At 75.5% G+C, this 21,496-nt stretch carries 17 protein-coding genes; 10 read left to right on the top strand and 7 right to left on the bottom strand.

Going from position 1 to position 21,496, the window contains the following annotated elements; translation table 11 throughout:
* Window positions 1–3 precede the first annotated feature (3 nt).
* Both BJ968_RS18345 and BJ968_RS26920 read right to left on the bottom strand, forming a co-directional pair.
* Window positions 4–810 (bottom strand): hypothetical protein, encoded by an 807-nt coding sequence (locus BJ968_RS18345; RefSeq protein ID WP_179754263.1) that lies wholly within the window; start codon window positions 808–810, stop codon window positions 4–6.
* A gap of 24 nt (window positions 811–834) precedes the next feature.
* Entirely contained in the window at window positions 835–2,349 is a 1,515-nt protein-coding gene (locus BJ968_RS26920) for a DEAD/DEAH box helicase (RefSeq protein ID WP_343078118.1), read from the bottom strand.
* A 284-nt stretch (window positions 2,350–2,633) separates the two neighbouring features.
* On the opposite strand from BJ968_RS26920, the gene BJ968_RS18335 reads away from it, so the two are divergent.
* From BJ968_RS18335 to BJ968_RS18320, 4 genes are read left to right on the top strand one after another with little or no spacing between them, the layout of a single operon-like run.
* A complete protein-coding gene (locus tag BJ968_RS18335) occupies window positions 2,634–3,698 on the top strand; it encodes an iron chelate uptake ABC transporter family permease subunit (protein ID WP_179754261.1) in 1,065 nt (354 codons plus the stop codon).
* Window positions 3,695–4,792 (top strand): FecCD family ABC transporter permease, encoded by a 1,098-nt coding sequence (locus tag BJ968_RS18330; protein WP_343078116.1) that lies wholly within the window; start codon window positions 3,695–3,697, stop codon window positions 4,790–4,792. The genes BJ968_RS18335 and BJ968_RS18330 overlap by 4 nt, the downstream gene beginning before the upstream one ends.
* A 12-nt stretch (window positions 4,793–4,804) precedes the next feature.
* Complete coding sequence (locus BJ968_RS18325; protein WP_179754260.1) at window positions 4,805–5,644, top strand: ABC transporter ATP-binding protein; 840 nt, start codon at window positions 4,805–4,807, stop codon at window positions 5,642–5,644.
* A gap of 44 nt (window positions 5,645–5,688) precedes the next feature.
* Complete coding sequence (locus BJ968_RS18320; protein WP_179754259.1) at window positions 5,689–6,627, top strand: NAD(+)/NADH kinase; 939 nt, start codon at window positions 5,689–5,691, stop codon at window positions 6,625–6,627.
* A gap of 27 nt (window positions 6,628–6,654) precedes the next feature.
* On the opposite strand, the gene BJ968_RS18315 is transcribed toward BJ968_RS18320, so the two are convergent.
* Window positions 6,655–7,542 (bottom strand): hypothetical protein, encoded by an 888-nt coding sequence (locus BJ968_RS18315; protein WP_179754258.1) that lies wholly within the window; start codon window positions 7,540–7,542, stop codon window positions 6,655–6,657.
* A gap of 110 nt (window positions 7,543–7,652) precedes the next feature.
* On the opposite strand from BJ968_RS18315, the gene BJ968_RS18310 reads away from it, so the two are divergent.
* The gene (locus tag BJ968_RS18310) at window positions 7,653–8,015 is read left to right on the top strand and encodes a PRC-barrel domain-containing protein (protein WP_179754257.1); all 363 of its coding nucleotides are present in this window, start codon (window positions 7,653–7,655) and stop codon (window positions 8,013–8,015) included.
* Here BJ968_RS18310 and BJ968_RS18305 read toward each other — a convergent pair whose 3' ends face one another.
* The 4 genes from BJ968_RS18305 to BJ968_RS18290 form a co-directional block, all read right to left on the bottom strand.
* Window positions 8,016–9,068: a CNNM domain-containing protein gene (locus BJ968_RS18305; protein WP_179754256.1), complete on the bottom strand. Its 1,053-nt coding sequence runs from the start codon at window positions 9,066–9,068 to the stop codon at window positions 8,016–8,018.
* The gene (locus tag BJ968_RS18300; protein ID WP_179754255.1) at window positions 9,065–10,405 is read right to left on the bottom strand and encodes a CNNM domain-containing protein; all 1,341 of its coding nucleotides are present in this window, start codon (window positions 10,403–10,405) and stop codon (window positions 9,065–9,067) included. Before BJ968_RS18300 ends, BJ968_RS18305 begins: the two co-directional genes overlap by 4 nt.
* Before the next feature lie 135 nt (window positions 10,406–10,540).
* Window positions 10,541–11,365 carry an alpha/beta fold hydrolase gene (locus tag BJ968_RS18295; RefSeq protein WP_179754254.1) on the bottom strand — a complete coding sequence of 275 codons (825 nt, stop codon included), beginning with the start codon at window positions 11,363–11,365 and terminating at the stop codon, window positions 10,541–10,543.
* A 4-nt stretch (window positions 11,366–11,369) separates the two neighbouring features.
* Entirely contained in the window at window positions 11,370–12,827 is a 1,458-nt protein-coding gene (locus BJ968_RS18290) for a GuaB1 family IMP dehydrogenase-related protein (RefSeq protein ID WP_179754252.1), read from the bottom strand.
* 115 nt (window positions 12,828–12,942) lie between these two features.
* Between BJ968_RS18290 and BJ968_RS18285 the strand changes: the two genes are divergently transcribed.
* From BJ968_RS18285 to BJ968_RS18265, 5 genes are all read left to right on the top strand, one after another.
* Window positions 12,943–13,716, top strand: a complete 774-nt coding sequence (locus tag BJ968_RS18285; RefSeq protein WP_179754250.1) for a response regulator transcription factor — start codon at window positions 12,943–12,945, stop codon at window positions 13,714–13,716.
* Window positions 13,713–14,900, top strand: coding sequence for a sensor histidine kinase (locus tag BJ968_RS18280; RefSeq protein ID WP_179754248.1), 1,188 nt, complete (start codon window positions 13,713–13,715; stop codon window positions 14,898–14,900). Before BJ968_RS18285 ends, BJ968_RS18280 begins: the two co-directional genes overlap by 4 nt.
* Before the next feature lie 91 nt (window positions 14,901–14,991).
* Window positions 14,992–18,822, top strand: coding sequence for a multifunctional oxoglutarate decarboxylase/oxoglutarate dehydrogenase thiamine pyrophosphate-binding subunit/dihydrolipoyllysine-residue succinyltransferase subunit (locus BJ968_RS18275; protein ID WP_179754246.1), 3,831 nt, complete (start codon window positions 14,992–14,994; stop codon window positions 18,820–18,822).
* 175 nt (window positions 18,823–18,997) lie between these two features.
* The gene (locus tag BJ968_RS18270; protein ID WP_179754245.1) at window positions 18,998–19,600 is read left to right on the top strand and encodes a GDSL-type esterase/lipase family protein; all 603 of its coding nucleotides are present in this window, start codon (window positions 18,998–19,000) and stop codon (window positions 19,598–19,600) included.
* Between the two features lie 156 nt (window positions 19,601–19,756).
* Window positions 19,757–21,454 (top strand): DUF7800 domain-containing protein, encoded by a 1,698-nt coding sequence (locus tag BJ968_RS18265; protein ID WP_179754243.1) that lies wholly within the window; start codon window positions 19,757–19,759, stop codon window positions 21,452–21,454.
* Window positions 21,455–21,496: the final 42 nt, after the last annotated feature.

The raw sequence follows: 21,496 nt of genomic DNA, 5'->3' as shown, positions 1-21,496 counted from the left end.
GGCTCATCCTGCCCGGACGCGCTCCCGCCGCCGGTACCGGTGGCGGACGACGAGCCCGGTGGCGCCACCGGCGACCAGGACGAGGGCGAGGACCTGGCGCGCGCCCAGCACCGGCCCGGCCCCCTCCCACGCGTACCCGCCCGAGCTCAGCCCCGCGAGGCGCTCGAAGTGGTTGCGGGCTCCGGGGAAGAAGAAGTCGTCGACGCCGTAGGCGACCGGGAAGGCGGCCGGGCCCCCCAGGAGGGTGGCGACGGCCCACTGCGGCCGGTGCCGGGACTCGTGCGCGGCCAGGGCCGCGGCGTCGGCGGGCAGCGTCGGGAAGCGCGGGGAGACGACCATGTCGCCGAAGTTGACGGTCCGCTTGCCCGCCACGGCCTCGGCGACGACGCCGACGTAGTAGTCCGCGGCCGCGTACCGGCAGACCGTCAGGCCCCGGGCGTCGGCGTACAGCATCGCCAGCCCCGTCTCGGGCCACGTCGCGACCTTCTGCGCCGCCACCGACGCGGTGAGCGGGGCGACCTCGTCCGTCGAGCCCCAGTCCTCCCCGGGCGGGGCGGCGCACACGGGCGCGTCCCCGAGGTCGGTGAGGCTGCGCCAGGTGGTGCCGACGAGGATCAGCCCCACGGCCAGGCCCGCCACGACGCCCTGGGCGACCCGCACGGGCGCGCGCCGGACGGGGGCGTGCCGGCCCCGCAGCCACCAGTAGGCGGCGCCGAGGACACCGGCGACGAGCAGCCAGAAGAAGAGGTGGACGGCGGCGCGGCTGTGCGGGTGGCTGTACCCCCACCACTGACGCCGGCGCCGCCCCACCCCGGCCAATCTAGGCCGGGACGCTCAGTTCGTCCCGGCGCCGGTGCCGCGACCGCCGCGGCGGCGACGGCGGGGAGCGCCCCCGGACCCGGCGGACCCGGCGGCGGGCCCGGCGGGCGTGCGCTGCGCGGTGCGCTGCGGGGCGGTCGGCACGGGCGAGCTCGCCGGGTCGACCCAGGCCGCCGCCGGGCCGACGAGGCGCGCGGTCAGCTCGTGACCGGTCCCCACCGGGGTCCACTGCGGGGAGATCCCCGCCTGCCGGGCCAGGGTCCGCACGTCGGCGCGCTGGTCCGGCGTCGCGACCGTCACGACGAGGCCGCCGGCCCCGGCGCGGGCCGTGCGGCCCGAGCGGTGCAGGTACGCCTTGTGCTCGGTCGGCGGGTCGACGTGCACGACGAGGCCGACCTCGTCGACGTGGATGCCGCGCGCGGCGATGTCGGTGGCGACCAGGACGCGGACCGAGCCGTCGGAGAAGGCCCCGAGGTTGCGCTCGCGGGCGTTCTGGCTGAGGTTGCCGTGCAGGTCCACGGCCGGGACGCCCGCGGCCGTCAGCTGCTTGGCGAGCTTCTTCGCGCCGTGCTTGGTGCGGGTGAACAGCACCGTGCGGCCCTGGCCGGCGGCCAGCTCGCGCACGAGGGCGTTCTTGGTGTCGGCGGCCACCTCGAGGACGTGGTGCTCCATCGTCGAGACGGGTGCGACGGCCGGGTCGACCGAGTGCACGACCGGCTCGGACAGGTAGCGCTTGACCAGGACGTCGATGCCGTTGTCGAGGGTGGCCGAGAACAGCAGCCGCTGGCCGACGACGGGGGTGGCGTCCATGAGGCGCTTGACGCCGGGCAGGAAGCCCAGGTCGGCCATGTGGTCGGCCTCGTCCAGGACGGTGACCTCGACGGCGTCGAGCCGGCAGTGGCCCTGCCCGATGAGGTCCTCGAGCCGGCCGGGGCAGGCGATGAGGACGTCGACGCCCTCGCGCAGGGCGGTGACCTGCGGGTTCTGGCCCACGCCGCCGAAGACGACGGCGGTGCGCAGCCCGGCCGCGGCGGCCAGGGGCTTGACGGTCTCGGCGACCTGGTTGGCCAGCTCGCGGGTGGGGACCAGGACGAGGGAGCGCGGGCGGGTGCTGCGCCGGGGCCGGCCCGAGGCCGCCACGCGCGCCACCAGCGGCAGGGCGAACGCGATGGTCTTGCCGCTGCCCGTGCGGCCGCGGCCCAGGACGTCGCGGCCGGCCAGGGAGTCCGGCAGCGTGGCGCTCTGGATGGGGAACGGGCTGCTCACGCCGCGCCCGGCGAGGACGTCGACGAGGGCCTGCGGCACCCCGAGCTCGGCGAAGGAGCGGTCGTCGGCGACGACCTCGGTCGCGGTGTCGGGGACGACCTGCGGGCGCGGGGCCTCGGTGCGCTGCGCGGGCACGGCCTGCGCGCCGGCACCGGTACCGGCACCGCCACCGCCGGAGCGGCGACGGCGGCGCGGGCGCGGCACCGAGGAGTCGTTCGAGGGGGTGGTGGACGTGCGGGGGCCGCGGGACGCGGACGAGTTCACGTGGAGCCTTCCGGTGATCGGACACGACGGGGATCGGCCGTGGTGCCCGCGGACTGACCGGACTGAACACTCGACCGCGGCCGCCCCGGTGGACGACCGCCGACGACCACCCTAGTCGCCGTCACGGCACTCCATCGGCAGGCGGGGGGGCGCGCACGACGGTTCGTGACCGATCCCACTCCCCCTCGGCACTCCCCCGCCCCGCGGTGGCGGGGGAGGCGGGGGGAGGCGGGGTGCGGACGCGGCTTGCTCCGCCGGGCAGTGGAGAGGCTAACCTCACTCACGTGTCCACCTCGACGAGCGCGCCGCCCCCGGCGGCCGCCCCCGCACGGCGCCGGCCCGCCGCCCGGCGCCGCGTCAGCCGGCCCGCGGCCCTCGTCACCGCCCTCGCCCTGCTGGTCCTGGCGGTCCTGGCGAGCCTGGCCGTCGGCTCGCGGGAGGTCCCGCTCGGGACCGTCCTGGACGCCCTGCGCGGGCTGGGCGGCACCTCCCAGGACGCCCTCGTCGTGCGCGAGCTGCGCGTGCCCCGCACCCTCGTCGGCATCGTGGTCGGCGTGGCCCTGGGGCTGTCCGGGGCCCTCATGCAGGCCCTGACCCGCAACCCGCTGGCCGACCCCGGGCTGCTGGGCGTCAACGCCGGGGCCGCGGCCGCCATGGTCACCGCGCTGGCCTTCCTCGGCGTCACGTCCCGGCTGCAGCTGGTGTGGGCCGCGATGGCCGGCGCCGCGGTCGTCTCCGTCGCCGTCTACGTGCTGGGCGCCACCGGCCGCGGCGGGGCGACCCCCGTGCGGCTGGCCCTGGCCGGGACGGCCGTCTCGGCCGCGCTCTACGCCTACACCAGCGCGCAGGTCCTGCTGGACACCACGACCTTCGACCGGTTCCGCTTCTGGCAGGTCGGCTCCCTGGCCGGGCACGACACGACCGTCTTCTGGCAGATGCTGCCGTTCTTCGCCGTCGGGACGGCCCTGGCCCTGGCGCAGGCCCGCCCCCTGAACGCCCTGGCCCTGGGCGACGACTCCGGCCGGGCGCTGGGCGCCCACGTCACCCGCACCCGCGTGCTGACCGCCCTGGCCGTCACCCTGCTGTGCGGGGCCGCGACCGCCACCGCCGGGCCGATCGCCTTCGTCGGCCTGGCCGTCCCGCACCTCGTGCGCGCCCTCACCGGGCCCGACCAGCGCTGGGTCCTGCCGTTCTCCTGCGTCCTGTCCCCGGCGCTGCTGCTGTTCGGCGACGTCCTGGGCCGGGTCGTCGTGCGGCCCGGGGAGCTGGAGGTCGGCATCGTGACCGCGCTGCTCGGGGCCCCCGTCCTGGTCGCCCTCGTCCGCCGGCGCCGACTGGCCCAGCTGTGAGCGCCCCCACCGCGGGCCGGGCCGTGCCGCTGCCCCGCCGCGGCGTCGCCGACCGGGCCCGGCGCGGCCGCACCGTCCGCGCCGGCCGCGGGCTGTCCGTGCGGGTCGAGGGCCGCACCCTCACCGTCTGCCTCGGCCTGCTGCTGGCCCTGGGGGCCGTCGTCGCGGTCAGCCTCACCACCGGCGACTACCCGATCTCCGTCCCCGACGTCCTGCGCACCCTCGTGGGGCAGGGGCAGCGGGCCGACGAGTTCATCGTCCTGGGCCTGCGGCTGCCGCGCGTCGTCGTCGGCCTGCTCGTCGGCTGCGCCCTCGGCGTCGCCGGCGCCGTGTTCCAGCTCGTCACCCGCAACCCGCTCGGCTCCCCCGACGTCATCGGGTTCACCTCCGGCGCGGTCACCGGCGCGCTCGTCGTGCTGCTCGTCCTGCACGGCGGCGGCTGGCAGACCTCCTTCGGCGCGCTCGCCGGCGGAGGGGGCACCGCGGTCCTCGTCTACCTGCTGTCCACGCGCGGCGGCGTCCAGGGCTACCGGCTCATCCTCGTCGGCATCGGCGTCTCGGCCGTCCTGCAGGCCGCGAACGACTACCTGCTCACCCGCTCCCGCGTCGAGGACGCCCAGCAGGCCCAGCTGTGGATCACGGGCTCCCTCAACGGCCGGGGCTGGGAGCAGGCCACCCCGCTGGGCGTCGGGCTGGCGGTGCTGCTGCCGGTGCTGCTGCTCTCGGGGCGCTCCCTGACCCTGCTCGACCTCGGCGACGACGCGGCCCGCGCCCTCGGCGTCGACGTCGCCCGCACCCGGCTCGTCGTCCTGGTCGCCGCCACCGCGCTCACCGCGCTGGCCGCCATGGCCGCCGGCCCGATCGCCTTCGTGGCCCTGGCCGCCCCGCAGGTCGCCCGCCGCCTCACCGGCGCCGTCGGGGCCGGCCTCGTCGCCGCCGGCCTCACCGGCGCCCTGCTCCTGCTGGTCAGCGACTTCGCCGCCCAGCGCCTGTTCGCCCCCACCCAGCTGCCCGTCGGCGTCGTGACCGGTGCCGTCGGCGGCCTCTACCTCGCCTACCTGCTGGTCACCCAGTGGCGCCGCGGCCGCGGCTGAGAGGACCCGACGATGACTCCCCCGAACCGGCTGCGTGCCGAGGCCCTCACGCTGGCCTACGACGAGCGCACCATCGCCCGCGACCTCGGCCTGGAGATCCCCGACGGCTCGTTCACCGTCGTCATCGGCCCCAACGCCTGCGGGAAGTCGACGCTGCTGCGGGCCCTGGCCCGCATGGTCAAGCCGACGGCGGGCCACGTGTACCTCGACGGCGAGCAGATCCACTCCCTGCCCTCCAAGGAGGTCGCGCGCCGCCTGGGGCTGCTGCCGCAGACGGCCACCGCCCCCGACGGCATCACGGTCGCCGACCTGGTCGCCCGCGGCCGCTTCCCGCACCAGAAGCTGCTGCGGCAGTGGTCGGCCGAGGACGAGCGGGCCGTCGACGCGGCGATGGCCGCCACGCAGGTCTCCGAGCTGGCCGACCGCACCGTCGACGAGCTGTCCGGCGGTCAGCGCCAGCGCGTGTGGATCGCCATGGCGCTGGCGCAGGAGACGCCCATCCTGCTGCTCGACGAGCCCACGACGTACCTCGACATCGCCCACCAGATCGAGGTCCTCGACCTGTGCGCCCAGCTGCACGAGGAGCAGGACCGCACGATGGTCGCGGTGCTGCACGACCTCAACCACGCCACCCGGTACGCCACCCACCTCGTGGCCCTCAAGGCCGGCACGGTCGTCGCGCAGGGCGACCCCTCCGAGGTCGTGACGGCCGAGCTCGTCGAGGAGGTCTTCGGGCTGCCGTGCGTCGTCGTCCCCGACCCCGAGACGGGGACCCCGCTCGTGGTGCCCCGGGCCCGCAGGAGCCGGCTGGGCGCGGACGCGGGCCCCGCCGCCGCCCACCGCCGGGCCTGACCCCGCCAGGACCGCCCGCGGCGGGGCCGTTTAGCGTGTCGCAGGTGCAACCCGGAAGCGTCGGACGCCTCGGCCTCGTCGTGCACCCCGTGCGCGACACGGTCGAGCAGGCCCGCGTCGTGCAGCGCTGGGCGCACGAGCACGGCAAGGAGGTCGTCGGGCTGCGCACCGACGCCACCCGCCTGCCCGACGACGTGCGGCTCGTCGGCGTGGAGGAGTTCGCCGCGACCGTCGACGCCGTCGTGAGCCTGGGCGGGGACGGCACCATGCTCGGTGCCCTGCGGCTGCTCGTGGGCCGCAAGGTGCCCGTGCTGGGCGTGAACCTGGGGCACCTGGGCTTCCTCGTCGAGCTGGAGCCCAGCGAGCTGCCCGGGGCCCTGGAACGGATCTCCGCGGGCGACTTCACCGTCGAGCCGCACCTGTCCCTGCGGACCGAGCTGCGCACCGGCACCGAGCGCCGGGGGGCGGTGGCCTTCAACGACATCGCGCTGGCCCGCACGCCCGGGCGCGGGACGGTGACGGCGGCGCTGTCGGTCGCCGACCAGCGCATCGGCTACCTGCGCTGCGACGGCATCGTCCTGGCGACCCCGACCGGCTCGACGGCCTACAGCTACGCCGCGGGCGGTCCCGTCGTCTCCCCCGGCGCCGACGCGCTGCTCGTGACGCCCGTGGCCCCCATGTCCGGCATCGCCCGCACCATCGTGCTCGGCGTCGACGAGCCGGTGCGCATCGAGCTGCTGGAGGGCTCCGGCCCGCCCGTCGTCGAGGTCGACGGCATCGCGTCCGGGGAGCTGGCGCCGGGGTCGGTCGTGGAGGTGCACGCCGAGCGCGACGCCGGGCACGTCATCCGGCTCGACGCCGCCGACCACGGCCGGCGCTCGCGGGTCAAGCTCAGCCTCCTGGACCTGCCGCTGCTGCCCGAGGAGATGCTGGAGCTGGTCCCCCGGGAGCTGCGCCGCAGCGAGACCACCCAGCGCCGCTAGGGCGGCGCCCCGGGCCGGTCGGGCCGGTCAGGGGGCCGTCGTCGCGGCGGCGTCGTCCACGGCGGCGCCCTCCACCGCGGCGCCCTCCACCGCGGCGTCGTCCGCGGCGGACGGCGCGCTCTTCGGCTCGACCGTCGACGTGGCGGTCGGGGTCGGCGTCGACCGGCTGCTCGAGGTGGCGGTGGCCGAGCTCGTCGCCGTGCTCGTGGCCGTGCTCGTGGCCGTGGCGTCGCCGGTGGCCGTGGGCGAGGTCGTCGGCTCCTGCGTCGCGGTCCCCGTCGCCGTGCCGGTGGCCGTGCTCGTGGCGGTCCCCGTGGCCGTCGGGGTGGCGGTCGGGGTGCCGGTCGGCGTCGAGGGCGCCTCGGTGACCGTGGTGCCGAGGATGGTGCTGCTCGTCGTCTCCGTGGTGCCCTGCCGCTCGGCGGCCACGCTCGTGCCGGTGAGGTTCTCCCACGCGAAGATCCCGCCCACGCTGAGCAGGAACGCCACGACCCCCAGCAGCACGGCGTGCCGGGCGCGGAACCGCCGGCGCGGCGACGGGCCGCGCCCGGGGTCCGGCGTCGGGCCCGGCGTCGGGTCCGGCGCCGGGGTCGGGTCGTCCGGGTCGGTGACGGGCGGGTCGGCGCGGTCGGGGTGCTCGTCCTGCGCCGGCGGCACCGTGCCCGTGCGGCGCTCGCGGGCCCGCCGGGCCACGTCGGCCAGGTGCTCCCGGCTGCGGTTCAGCGTGTAGCCGTAGACCGCCGCGGCCGTCGAGGCGATGACGCTGCCGAGGGCGGCCCCCACGAGGGTGCCGTACGCGCCGAAGGTCTTGAGACCGGCCAGCAGCACCGCGGACGTCACCGCCGCGCCCGCTCCGCCGGCGATCTGCAGCCAGTTGATGGTCAGGGTGGTCCGCTGGGGTGTCTGCTCGCTCATGCCGCTCCCCATGGTGTCACCCGGCCCGGGGCGGTCCTGACCGCCGGGCGGGAAGGTCCTGTGAAGGAGCCCGCGTGCGCACCGGCGGGCCCTGCGCGACAGTGATCGTCATGACGATCCTCGTGCAGGACCTGAACCAGTGGAAGGGCGCCCCCGTCCTCGACGTGAGCGACGCGAAGCTCGGCACGCTGGCGGCCGTCTACGTCGACGCCGCCACCGACGAGTGGCTGTTCGGCGCCGTGGAGACCGGGGTCGTGGGCTTCAAGAAGGTCGTGCTGGTCCCCCTGGAGGGCGCGGCCGTGGGGCGCCACGACATCCGGGTGGCGTTCGGCAAGGACACCGTGAAGGCCTCCCCCGCGTTCGGGACCGACGACGAGCTCGGGCCCGACGACGAGCCGCGCGTCTACGCGGCGTACGCGATGGAGTACACCCCCGCCGCCACGCCCAGCGGACGGCGCCTGGCCCGCCGCTGATCAGCCCCGGGCGCGCTGCATGGCGTCGCTGACCTCGCCGACCAGCTCCTCCAGGACGTCCTCGAGGAACACCACGCCGCTCACCCGGCCCGAGGCGTCCACGACGCGGGCCAGGTGGGCGCCCGTGCGGCGCATGGTGGCCAGCGCGTCCTCGACCTCCTCCCCCGCCCCCAGGGTGCCCAGGGCGCGGACCCGCTTGTCCGGCACGGGCTGGCCGTAGCGGTCGGGGTGCTCGGCGGGGTCGGCGTAGAGGATGTCCTTCAGGTGCAGGTACCCCTCCAGGTCGCCGTTGCCGTCGACGACGGGGAACCGGCTGTACCCCGTGCGGGCCACGAGCGCCTCGACGTCGGCGGGGGTGGACCCCGCCGGCAGCGTGCGCAGGCCGGCCAGCGGGACGGCGATGTCCCCGACGGTGCGGTCGGAGAACTCCAGGGCGCCGGTGACGAGCCCGCCGGAGTCGTCCAGGGTGCCCTCGCGGCGGGACTCGGCGACGATCGACTGCACCTCCTCGACCGTGAAGGCGCTGGACACCTCGTCCTTGGGCTCGACGCCCAGCAGCCGCAGGGCCGCGTTCGTCAGGGCGTTGAGGGCGCGGATGACCGGCCCGGTGACGCGGCCGATGGCGACCAGCGGCGGGGCGAGCAGCAGCACCGCACGGTCCGGGCCGGCGATCGAGAGGTTCTTGGGGATCATCTCCCCGGCGACGACGTGCAGGTACGTCACGATCGACAGGGCGATGACCAGCGACACGGGGTGGATCAGGACCTCGGGCAGGTGCACGGCGTGGAAGAGCGGTTCGAGCAGGTGCGCGATGGCGGGCTCGGCGACCGCGCCCAGCCCCAGCGAGCACAGCGTCACCCCGAGCTGGCACGCCGCCAGCATGAGCGAGACGTGCTCCATGGCGGCCAGGGCCGAGCGCGCGCGGGCGCTGGTCTGGGCCAGGGGCTCGATCTGGCTGCGGCGGGCCGACAGCACGGCGAACTCGGCGCCGACGAAGAAGGCGTTCCCCAGGATCAGGAACACCGCCAGGACCAGCGAGGCCTCGTTGCTCACGCGGCACCTTCCGAGCTGGGGACGGGGGACGGCAGGGTGACGGGGCGGGGCCGCAGGCGCAGCCGCTCCACGCGCCGCCCCTCCATGCGGACCACGCGCAGCACGGCGCCGCTCACCTCGACCTCGTCGCCGACGGCGGGGATGCGGCCCAGGCGGGCCATGACGAAACCGCCCACGGTCTCGTAGGCCGGGTCGTCGGGGACCTCGACGCCGGTGGCGTCGCGGACCTCGTCGGGGCGGGCCAGGCCCGGGACGGTCCAGGAGGCGTCGCGGTGCTGGCGCAGGCCGCCGCGGTCGCGGTCGTGCTCGTCGGAGACGTCGCCGACGATCTCCTCGACGAGGTCCTCCAGCGTCACGACCCCGGCCGTGCCGCCGTACTCGTCGACGACGACGGCCAGCTGCAGGCCCTTCTGCCGCAGCTGCAGCAGCAGCGGCTCCAGGGTCAGGGAGTCGGGGACGCGGCGCACCGCGGACATGAGCGCGGCGGCGGGGACGTCGTGGCGGCGCTCGGGCGGGACCGCGACGGCGGCCTTGACGTGCACGACGCCGCGCACGTCGTCGTCGTCGTCACCGGTGACGGGGAAGCGGGAGTGCCCCGTGGAGCGGGCGCGCGCGACGACGTCGGCGGCGGTCTCCTCCAGCCGCACGACCTCCATCCGCACGCGGGGCGTCATGACGTCGGCGGCGGTCTGGTCGCCGAAGAGCAGCGAGCGGCTGATGAGGTTCGCGGTGCCCTCGTCGAGGGTGCCGAGGTCGGCCGAGCGGCGGACCAGGGCGGCCAGCTCGCGCGCCGAGCGGGCCCCGGACAGCTCCTCCTGCGGTTCGACGCCGATGCGGCGCAGGAACCAGTTGGCGCTGCCGTTGAGGACGGTGATGAGCGGGCCGGTCAGCCAGGTGAAGCCGCGCTGCAGCGGGGCGACGACCCCGGCGGTGCGCAGCGGCACCGACAGCGCCAGGTTCTTGGGGATGAGCTCGCCGACGACCATGGAGAAGACCGCCGCGACGACGACGCTGACGACGCCCGCGACGGAGTCGGCGAGCGCGTCGCCCAGGCCCAGGCCGGTGAGCGGCCCGTGCAGCAGCCGGGCCAGCGACGGCTCGGTGAGGTAGCCCACGAGCAGGGTGGTCAGGGTGATGCCGACCTGCGCGCCGGACAGCTGGGTGGACAGGGTCCGCAGCGCGGGCAGGACGCCGGCCGCGCGCCGGTCGCCGTCCTCGACGGCCTTCTCGACGGTGAACCGGTCGAGGGTGACGAAGGCGAACTCGGCGGCGACGAAGACGGCCGTCCCCAGGGTCAGGACGACGCCGACGAGCAGCAGGAGCCACTCGGTCAGCACGGGAGGGTTCCCGCCGGGCAGGTGCTGGGGGGGTCCTGGTCGGACCGGGCATCTGAGCTCATGGCGAGGCCGATGCTAGTCGGTGACCCGCTCCCGCCGCCGTCCGGAAGGACGCGGGTGGCCGGGCGCCCGGGCTCAGAACAGGGTGTCGCCCGCGAGGAACGTCTCGAGGGGGGTGACGCACCGCCTCGCGGCCCGCAGCAGCGAGTCGTGCCCGCACCCGCCGGCCACGAGGGCCGTGGCGGCCGGGGCGGCGGCGGCCATCGCGAGCGCCGCCTCGGCGAAGTAGGCCGGGGACCGCTCCCCCGTCAGCAGCAGCGCGCGGGCCGGCAGGTCGGCGTAGACGTCGGCGGGGCCGTCGAACTGCAGGCCCGCGCGGGTCTCGGCGAGCACCTGGGGCAGCCGGGCCGCCGTGGAGCGGCCCCACTCGGTGCGGGCCAGGACCCCGCCGAGCACCCGCTGCACGCGCTCGGAGCGGGCGACGGCCTGGAGGGAGGACGTGCGCAGGTGCCGGTCCAGGTGGGCCAGGGCCAGGTCCGGGGAGCCGGTGGCCAGGGCCCGGACGGCCTGCTCCAGGGCCTCCTCGGGCACGGAGCCGTCGATGGGCAGGACGGCGTCGTAGACGGCGACGCGGTCGACGAGGCGGTCGAGCAGGCCAGCGGTGGCCAGCAGCGCCACGAGGCCGCCGAGGCCGTGCCCCAGCACGAGCCGGGCGCCGGTGCGGGTCAGGACGGCGCCGAGGAGGGCGACGTCGTCGGCCACGGCGTAGCGGCCCCCGTCGCGGCCGCGGTGCTCGCGGTCGTAGCGGTGGACGGTGAAGCGCCCGGAGAGGCGGTCGGCGAGCTTGCCGTAGTCGGCCGCGGCCCGCGCGCCGTGGACCAGCACCAGGCCCGGGCCGGTGCCGGTGGTGGTGACGTCGACGGGGGAACCGTCGGCGCGCCGCACCCCCTCCAGGATCAACGGCTCACCACCCCGCGGGCAGGGGGCGGCCCTCGTCGTAGCCGGCCGAGGACTGCAGGCCGACGACGGCGCGGTCGGCGAACTCGGGGACGGTGCGGGCCCCGACGTAGGTGAAGGAGGAGCGCACCCCGGAGGTGATCTGGTCCAGCAGGTCCTCCACGCCGGGGCGGGCGGGGTCCAGGTGCATGCGGGAGGAGGAGATGCCCTCCTCGAACAGGCCCTTGCGGGCGCGCTGGAACGGGGAGTCGGCGCGGGTGCGGGCGGCCACGGCGCGCGCGGAGGCCATCCCGAAGCTCTCCTTGTACTCGCGCCCGCCCGCGTCGACGGCGAGGTCGCCGGGGCTCTCGTGGGTGCCGGCGAACCAGGACCCGACCATGACCTGGGAGGCGCCGGCGGCCAGGGCGAGGGCGACGTCGCGGGGGTGGCGCACGCCGCCGTCGGCCCAGACGTGCGCGCCGAGCTCGCGGGCGGCCGCGGCGCACTCCAGGACGGCGGAGAACTGCGGGCGCCCGACGCCGGTCATCATCCGGGTGGTGCACATGGCGCCGGGCCCGACGCCGACCTTGACGATGTCGGCCCCGGCCGCCACGAGGTCGCGCACGCCCTCGGCGGTGACGACGTTGCCGGCCACGACGGGCACCTGCGGGTCCAGGGAGCGCACGGCGCGCAGCGCGTCGAGCATCTTCTCCTGGTGCCCGTGCGCGGTGTCGACGACGAGGGTGTCGACGCCGGTGTCCAGCAGCGCCTTCGCGGTGGCCGCGACGTCGCCGTTGATGCCGACGGCGGCCGCGACGCGCAGCCGGCCGCGCGCGTCGAGGGCGGGGGCGTAGACGGTGGAGCGCAGGGCGCCGGTGCGGGTCAGCGCGCCCACGAGGACGGGGCCGTCGCCCTCGTCGCGCACGACGGGGGCGAACCGGCGGCGGGACTCGTGCAGCACCGCGAAGGCGGCCTCGAGGTCGGACTCGACGGTGGCGGCGTCCAGGGACACCGGCTGCCGGCTCATGACGGCCCCGACCTGGGTGAAGCGGTCGACGTCGGCGCAGTCGGCGGGGGTGACGACGCCCAGGACGTGCCGGGCCTCGTCGAGGACGACGGCCGCGCCGTGGGAGCGCTTGGGGATGAGGGCGAGGGCCTCGGCGACGGTGGCGTGCTCGTGCAGGACGACGGGCGTCTCGAAGACGGGGTGGCGGTCCTTGACCCAGTCGACGACCTCGGCGACGACGTCGAGGGGCAGGTCCTGCGGCAGCACGGCCACGCCCCCGCGGCGGGCGACGGTCTCGGCCATGCGCCGCCCGGAGACGGCCGTCATGTTGGCCACGACGACGGGGATCGTGGTGCCGGTGCCGTCACCGGTGGACAGGTCCACGTCGAGGCGGGAGGTGACCGCCGACCGCGACGGCGCGAGGAACACGTCGTTGTAGGTGAGGTCGTGCCCGGGCTGCTGACCGTCGAGGAAGCGCACGGCACCAGCCTAGGCCGGTGCGGCGGGGGGAGAGCGTGTGCAGGGCTCGTGCACACGGCCACCACCGGGCGGCGACCGGGGTCCGGCGGGGCCGGGCCGTCCTACGCTGGCCGCCATGAGCACCGGAACCACGTCGGCGCCCCGGGGCGGGGCGGGCCAGAACGGTCAGCCGCCGCGCACGGCCGTCGTCGTCGAGGACGAACCCACGATCGCCGACGCCGTCGCGCGGCGGTTGCGCGCGGAGGGGTACACGGTCGAGACGGCCGGGGACGGGCCCGGCGGGGTGGAGCTGTGCGAGCGCGTCTCCCCCGACGTCGTCGTCCTGGACGTCATGCTCCCCGGCTTCGACGGCCTGGAGGTGTGCCGGCGCGTGCAGGCCTCGCGGCCGGTGCCGGTCCTCATGCTCACCGCCCGCGACGACGAGACGGACAAGCTCGTGGGCCTGGGCGTGGGGGCCGACGACTACATGACCAAGCCGTTCTCGATGCGCGAGCTGGTCGCCCGCGTCAACGGGCTGGTGCGCCGCGTCGAGCGCGCCCGGGCCCTGGTGGGGGCCCCGCAGCCGTCCACCGAGGCGCTGCGGTTCCCGGTCTCGGACGGGGAGCTGGAGATCGACCGCGCCCAGCGCCGGGTGCGCCGCGCGGGTGCGGAGGTGCACCTGACGCCGACGGAGTTCGACCTGCTGGTGTGCCTGGCGGAGTCCCCGCGCACCGTCCTGACGCGCGAGAAGCTGCTGGAGGAGGTGTGGGACTGGGTGGACGCCTCGGGCACCCGCACGGTCGACAGCCACGTGAAGGCGTTGCGCCGCAAGCTGGGGGCGGACCTGGTCCGCACCGTCCACGGGGTCGGGTACGCCTTCGAGCCGGCCGGCGGTCAGGAGGCGCCGTGACCTCCCCGCACGCCCCGGAGCCGGTCGGGACGGGCCTGACGGGCCCCATCCCGATCAGCGGCGCCGCGCACGACGCCCGGGTGCGGGCGGCGACCACGGCGCGGACGGCGACCCGGCGCCCGTGGCCGGACGTGCGGCCGCTGGACCCGGTGCACTCGATCAAGACGAAGCTGGCCCTGCTCGTGGGGGCGTCGGTGACGGTGGCCTCGCTGCTGGTGTGGGCCGGCCTGCGGCTGGCGGAGATCCACATCGGGCCCCGGTACACGCTGCCGGCCTCGATCGCGGTGACCCTGGTCTTCACCCAGCTGCTGGCCCGGGGCATGACCTCGCCGCTGCGGGAGATGACGGCCGCGGCGCGCGCGATGGCCACGGGCGACTACTCCCGCCGCGTGCGCTCGACCTCCAACGACGAGGTCGGGGAGCTGGCCGACGCCTTCAACCGGATGGCCGAGGACCTGGAGGCGGTCGACCGGGAGCGGCGGGAGCTGGTCGCCAACGTCAGCCACGAGCTGCGCACGCCCGTCTCGGCGCTGCACGCGGTGATGGAGAACCTCGTCGACGGGGTGACCGAGCCGGACCAGGAGACGCTGAGCACGGCCCTGGCCCAGACCGAGCGGCTGGGCCGGCTGGTGGAGCAGCTGCTGGACCTGTCGCGGCTGGACGCCGGGGCCGTGGAGCTGGACCGGGAGTACCTGGCGCTGGAGCCGTTCCTGGGCCAGGCGACGCGGGCGATGTCGATGACGGGCCGCGACGTGCGGTTCGTCCTGGACGTGCAGCCGCCGGACCTGGAGGTGCTCGTGGACTCCGCGCGGCTGCACCAGGTGGTGGCGAACCTGCTGGACAACGCCTCGCGGCACTCCCCGCCGGGCGGGAAGGTCTTCGTGTCGGCCGCGGCCGTGGGCCAGGTCGTGCGGATCACGGTGCAGGACCAGGGCCCGGGCATCGCCGACGCCGACCGGGAGCGGGTCTTCGAGCGCTTCCAGCGCGGCAGCGCCCGCACCGACGGCGGCACGGGGCTGGGGCTGGCCATCGCGCGCTGGGCCGTGCAGCTGCACGGCGGGACGATCCGGGTGGCGCCGACGCCGCCGGAGGGCGGGTGCCGCATCGACGTCCACCTGCCGGCTGTGACGGACGATGCACTGGGTGTGACGAACACCGCAGGACCGGGCGCGACGGCGCCGTAGGGCGGCGGGCGCCCGCATACCACACGGGGATAGGGTGGACGGGCGCCCGCAGTCGGAAGAAAAAACGAACGAGGAAGAAGGCGACACCGCCGTGCCTCAACAGCCCTCGCACCACGAGGACAAGATCGCAGCCACCTTCGGCCCGAACGAGTGGCTCGTCGACGAGCTGTACGAGCAGTACAAGACCGACAGGAACTCCGTCGACCAGGCCTGGTGGGACTTCTTCGAGGACTACGCGCCCGCCGAGAACCCCGCGGGCACCACCCGCAGCAACGGCCACGGCGCAGGCGCGGGGAACGGCAACGGCACCGCCGCCGCGGGGGCGCCCGCCGCCCCGACCGCCCAGCAGACGGCCCAGCGGACGGCCACCGGGCAGACGGCCCAGCCGGCCGCCAAGCCCACCACGCAGCCCCCGGCACCGGCGCCGACCCCCGCTCCCGCGACCACCCCGGCGACCGCCCCGACGACCGCGGCGCAGCCCCCCCGGACCCCGGCCGCCGCGCCCGCCCGCCCCGAGCCCGCCCAGGCTCCCGTCGAGGCCCCCACCGACACCGTCTCCCCGCTGCGCGGCCCCGCCGCGCGCGTGGTGACGAACATGGAGGAGTCCCTCGAGGTCCCCACCGCGACGAGCGTGCGCGCGGTCCCGGCGAAGCTGCTGGTCGACAACCGCATCGTCATCAACAACCACCTCAAGCGCGCCCGCGGCGGGAAGGTCTCCTTCACGCACCTCATCGGGTACGCCGTCGTCGAGGCGCTCGCGGCGATGCCGTCGATGAACGCCGCCTACACGACCGACGCCAAGGGCAAGCCCGCCGTGCTGCAGCCGGCGCACGTGAACCTGGGCATCGCGATCGACCTGCCCAAGCCCGACGGCACCCGCCAGCTCATGGTGCCCTCGATCAAGGGGTGCGAGGCCAAGGACTTCGCCGACTTCTGGGGCGCCTACGAGGACGTCGTGCGCCGCGCCCGCGCCGGCAAGCTCACCACCGACGACTTCGCCGGCACGACGATCAGCCTGACGAACCCGGGCACCATCGGGACCGTCCACTCGGTGCCGCGGCTGGTCAAGGGCCAGGGCGCGATCATCGGCGTCGGCGCCATGGAGTACCCCGCCGAGTACCAGGGCGCCAGCGAGGACACCCTGACGCGGCTGGCGGTCAGCAAGGTCATCACGCTGACCTCCACCTACGACCACCGCATCATCCAGGGCGCCGGCTCGGGCGAGTTCCTGCGGATCGTGCACACCAAGCTGCTGGGCGAGGACGGGTTCTACGACCGCGTCTTCCAGGCGCTGCACATCCCCTACCAGCCGATCCGCTGGACCCCGGACATCTCGATCAGCCACGACGACCAGCTGAACAAGACCGCGCGCCTGGTCGAGCTCATCCACGCCTTCCGCGTGCGCGGCCACCTCATGGCCGACACCGACCCGCTGGAGTACCGCCAGCGCATCCACCCCGACCTGGAGATCGAGACCCACGGCCTGACGCTGTGGGACCTCGACCGCGAGTTCCCCACCGGGGGCTTCGGCGGCAAGGCGCACATGAAGCTGCGCGACATCCTCGGGGTGCTGCGCGACTCGTACTGCCGCACCGTCGGCATCGAGTACATGCACATCCAGGAACCCGAGCAGCGCAAGTGGATCCAGGACCGCGTCGAGCGGCCCTACGCCAAGCCCACCGCCGCCGAGCAGCTGCGCATCCTGCGCCGGCTCAACGCCGCGGAGGCCTTCGAGACCTTCCTGCAGACGAAGTACGTGGGGCAGAAGCGGTTCAGCCTCGAGGGCGGCGAGTCCGTCATCGCCCTGCTGGACGGCCTGCTCTCGCGCGCCGCCTCGGCCGGCCTCGACGAGGTCTGCCTCGGCATGGCCCACCGCGGCCGCCTCAACGTGCTGACGAACGTCGCCGGCAAGAGCTACTCGCAGGTGTTCCGCGAGTTCGAGGGCATGCAGGACCCGCGCACCGTGCAGGGTTCGGGGGACGTGAAGTACCACCTGGGCACCGAGGGCACGTTCACGGGCGAGGACGGGGAGCAGACGAAGGTCTACGTCGCCGCCAACCCCTCCCACCTGGAGGCCGTCGACCCGGTGCTGGAGGGCGTGGCCCGCGCCAAGCAGGACCGCATCAACCTCGGTGGCGCCTCGTTCCCGGTGCTGCCGGTCCTCATCCACGGCGACGCCGCGTTCGCCGGCCAGGGCGTGGTGGCCGAGACGCTGAACCTGTCCCAGCTGCGCGGGTACCGCACGGGTGGCACGGTCCACGTCGTCATCAACAACCAGGTCGGCTTCACCACGGCCCCGACGTCCTCGCGCAGCTCGTTCTACTGCACCGACGTCGGCCGCATGATCCAGGCGCCGATCTTCCACGTGAACGGCGACGACCCCGAGGCGTGCGTCCGCGTGGCGCAGCTGGCGTTCGAGTTCCGCCAGGCGTTCGACAAGGACGTCATCATCGACATGGTCTGCTACCGCCGCCGCGGTCACAACGAGGGCGACGACCCCTCGATGACGCAGCCGCTGATGTACAACCTCATCGAGAAGAAGCGCTCGGTGCGCAAGAGCTACACCGAGGGCCTCATCGGCCGCGGCGACATCTCGGTCGAGGAGGCCGAGGAGGCGCTGCGCGACTACTCCGCCCAGCTGGAGCGGGCCTTCGCCGAGACCAAGGAGTCCAAGGACGGCCCCGCCGACGGCGACAGCCGCGGCGGGCTGGGCAAGCCGTCCGCGCAGGAGGCCGACGAGCAGGCCCCCGCGCAGGCGCGCGAGACCGCCGTCGACGCCGCGGTCCTCAAGCACATCGGCCAGGTCCAGGCGAACCCGCCGGCGGGTTTCACCGTCCACCCCAAGCTGCGGCAGCTGCTCGACAAGCGCGAGCAGATGTCCACCGAGGGCGGCGTCGACTGGGGCTGGGGCGAGCTGCTGGCCTTCGGCTCGCTGCTCATGGAGGGCACCCCGGTCCGGCTGGCCGGGCAGGACTCCCGCCGCGGCACGTTCGTCTCCCGGCACGCCGTCCTCACCGACCGCGTCACCGGCGAGGAGTGGACCCCGCTGCTGTACCTGGGCCGCGAGGGCGCCGAGCAGGCGAAGTTCTGGATCTACGACTCGCTGCTGTCCGAGTACGCCGCCATGGGTTTCGAGTACGGCTACTCCGTCGAGCGCCCCGACGCCCTGGTGCTGTGGGAGGCGCAGTTCGGCGACTTCTTCAACGGGGCGCAGACCGTCATCGACGAGTTCATCGCCGCCGGTGAGCAGAAGTGGGGCCAGCGCTCCTCGGTGGTGCTGCTGCTGCCGCACGGCTACGAGGGCCAGGGCCCGGACCACTCCTCGGGCCGCATCGAGCGGTTCCTGCAGCTGTGCGCCGAGGACAACATGACCGTCGCGGTCCCCTCGACGCCGGCCAGCTACTTCCACCTGCTGCGCCGCCAGGCCTACGCGCGCCCGCGCCGCCCGCTCATCGTCTTCACCCCGAAGTCGATGCTGCGCCTCAAGGCCGCGCAGTCGGCCGTGGAGGACTTCACCTCGGGGACCTTCCAGGAGGTCATCGGCGACCAGGGCGGCCTCGACGCCGCGAAGGTCGACCGCGTCCTGCTGTGCTCGGGCAAGGTCTACTGGGACCTCGTCGCCGAGCGGACCGCCCGCCAGGACACCTCCACCGCGGTCGTCCGCCTGGAGCAGCTGGCCCCGCTGCCGGTGCAGCAGGTCCTCGCGGTGCTGTCGCAGTACCCCGGCGCGGAGGTGGTCTGGGTGCAGGAGGAGCCGGCGAACCAGGGCGGCTGGTGGCACGTCGCGATGGGCCTGTTCCCCTCGCTGGCGGCCAAGCTGCGGCTGGTCTCCCGCCCGGCGTCGGCCTCCCCCGCCGCCGGGTCGGCCAAGCGCCACCAGGCCGAGCAGCGCCAGCTCGTCCAGGAGGCGTTCACGCGCTGAGACCCGCTGCGCCCAGGACCCCGTCCCCCCGCCGCGGGGGGCGGGGTCCTGCGCGTCCGGCGGCACCCGGCGGGTCCTCCAGCGGTGGCCGCGGCGGGGCCCGGAGCGACTATCCTCGCCCCGGACCACCACCCCCTTCGACGAGGAGCACCACCCGCGTGAGCGAGGACCAGCAGTGAACGGCCGCTACGACGTGCGGGTGTGCCTGATCGGCGATGAGTTCCTGACCGGCGTCGGCGACCCGCGGGCCCTGGGCTGGGTGGGCCGCGTGTCGGCCCGCACGCCCCGCGAGGACCGCGACATCACGTTCTTCCCCCTCGGCGTCCCGGGGGAGACGACGACGGAGCTGAACAACCGCTGGCGCGAGGAGACCTCGCGCCGGTTCGTCGGCGGCGACGAGCACCGCCTCGTCGTGGGCCTGGGCCACGCCGACCTCGACGCCGGGACGACGCTGGCGCGCAGCCGCCTCAACCTCGCCAACGTCCTCGACGAGTGCGAGGCCCGCGGCCTGCCCACGCTCGTCGTGGGCCCCACCCCCGTCTCCGACACCGAGCGCAACGACCGCATCGGCGACCTCGCCGACGCCTTCGCCGACGTCTGCGCGCGCCGCCGGATCGCCTACGTCGACACCTTCTCCCCGCTGCTGGAGCACGAGGACTGGTACGCCGACCTCGCCGCCTCCGACGGCGTCCACCCCGGCCAGGCCGGGTACGGGCTGCTGGCGTGGCTGGTGCTGCACAGCGGCTGGTACGACTGGCTGGGCGTCCCCCAGCCCTGAGGCGCCGGGGCCGGGCCCCGTCACCTCAGGGCTCGATCACGGGAGTGCTCGATCACGGTGACCGAGCACTGCGGTGATCGAGCAGCGGGTGACGGGCGCTGGGCCGATCGGGCGCGACGACGGGCGGGGGTGGGACCGGGGGGTCAGGATGACCCGGTGCCCACCGCCCTCCTCGGTCCCCTCCTGCGCCACGTCGACGGCACCAGCGCCACGGTGTGGGTGGAGGTGGACGTCCGCGGCGTCGTCCACGTGGACGTGGAGCTGCCCGACGGCTCGGTGCGCCGCGGCTCCGAGCCGACCCTGACCCTGCACGGCCACCACTTCGCGCTCGTCGTCGTCGACGGGCTGCCGGCCGGCGAGACGCTGCCCTACACGGTGTCCGTGGGCGGGGACCGGGTGTGGCCGCCCCGCTGGGACTGGCCGGCCAGCGCGGTGCGCACGCCGCGGCCCGGGGCCGCGGTGCGGTTGTCGTTCGGCTCCTGCCGGCGCGCCGGTGACGACGGGGAGGAGTCGACGCGGCTGGTGGGGGTGGACGCGCTGTCGGCCCTGGCGCACCGGCTCGTGGGCGAGCCGGGCGCGGTGCCCCCGGACGTGCTGCTGCTCGTCGGGGACCAGGTGTACGCCGACGACCCCAACCCCGGCATCGTCGAGCGGCTGCGGGAGCGCAACGCCGGCCGGGCCCAGGGGGCGGAGGAGGTCCGCGACGAGATCGGCGACTTCGAGGAGTACACCTGGCTCTACCACGAGACGTGGGGGCCGGACGCGGTCCGCTGGCTGCTCTCGAGCGTGCCGACGTGCATGCTCCTGGACGACCACGACCTGCGCGACGACTGGAACACCTCGCAGGCGTGGCGCGCGCAGGTCGCGGCGGCGCCGTGGTGGCGCGACCGGGTGGCGGGGGCGTTCGCCAGCTACTGGGTCTACCAGCACCTGGGCAACCTCTCCCCCGCCGAGCTGGAGCGCGACGAGCTGTACCGGGTGCTGCGCGGCACCGGCGACGACGCCACCCGCGACGGCCTGCTCGACGCGTTCGCCCTGCGCGCCGACGCCGAGCCCTCCTCGGCGCGGTGGAGCTTCACGCGCGACCTGGGCGCGACGCGGCTGGTGGCGGTCGACTCGCGCTGCTCGCGGCGGCTGACGCCCGGCGAGCGGTACATGACCGACGCCGCCGAGTGGGAGTGGGTGCGCGAGCGCGCCCTGGAGCCGGGGGCCCGGCACCTGCTGCTGGCGACCACGCTGCCGGCGTTCCTGCTGCACGGGATCCACCACGCCGAGGCGTTCGACGAGGCGGTGGCCGACGGCCGCTTCGGGGCCCGCGCGGCGCGCTGGGCCGAGGCGCTGCGGCAGGCCGCGGACCTGGAGCACTGGGCGGCCTTCCACCGCTCGTTCCGGCAACTGGTGGAGCTGCTCACCGACGTCGCCCGCGGGCCGCAGGCGCCCGCGAGCGTGCTGCTGCTGTCCGGGGACGTGCACTGCAGCTACACCGCGCAGGTCCGGCTGCCGGGGGTCGACCCCGCCGGGACGGTGGTGCACCAGCTCGTCATGTCGCCCTTCCGCAACCCCCTCGAGCGCGGCATGAAGATCGCCAACCGGCTCCTGGACCGGCCGCCCGTGCGGAACCTGCTGCGCGGCCTGTCGCTGCTCGCCGGGGTCCGCGACCCCGACATGGCGTGGCGGGTCGAACACGGCCCGTGGTTCGACAACGGCGTGATGACCGTGGTCCTGGACCCCGACGGCGCCGCCGACGTGGAGGTCGACCACGCCGGCCGCAGCCGGGACCGGCCGCGGCTGCGGCGCACGCTGGCCCGCCGGCTGCGCCCGCGTGTGACGAGTGCGTTACGAACGGCCGTCTGAGCGGGCGGCGTGCACGGGAGGCTGTTCACCTGGTCCACACTG

Source organism: Kineococcus aurantiacus, from assembly GCF_013409345.1.
Taxonomy (GTDB): Bacteria; Actinomycetota; Actinomycetes; order Actinomycetales; family Kineococcaceae; genus Kineococcus; species Kineococcus aurantiacus.
This window is presented reverse-complemented; position numbering and strand designations above follow the sequence as displayed.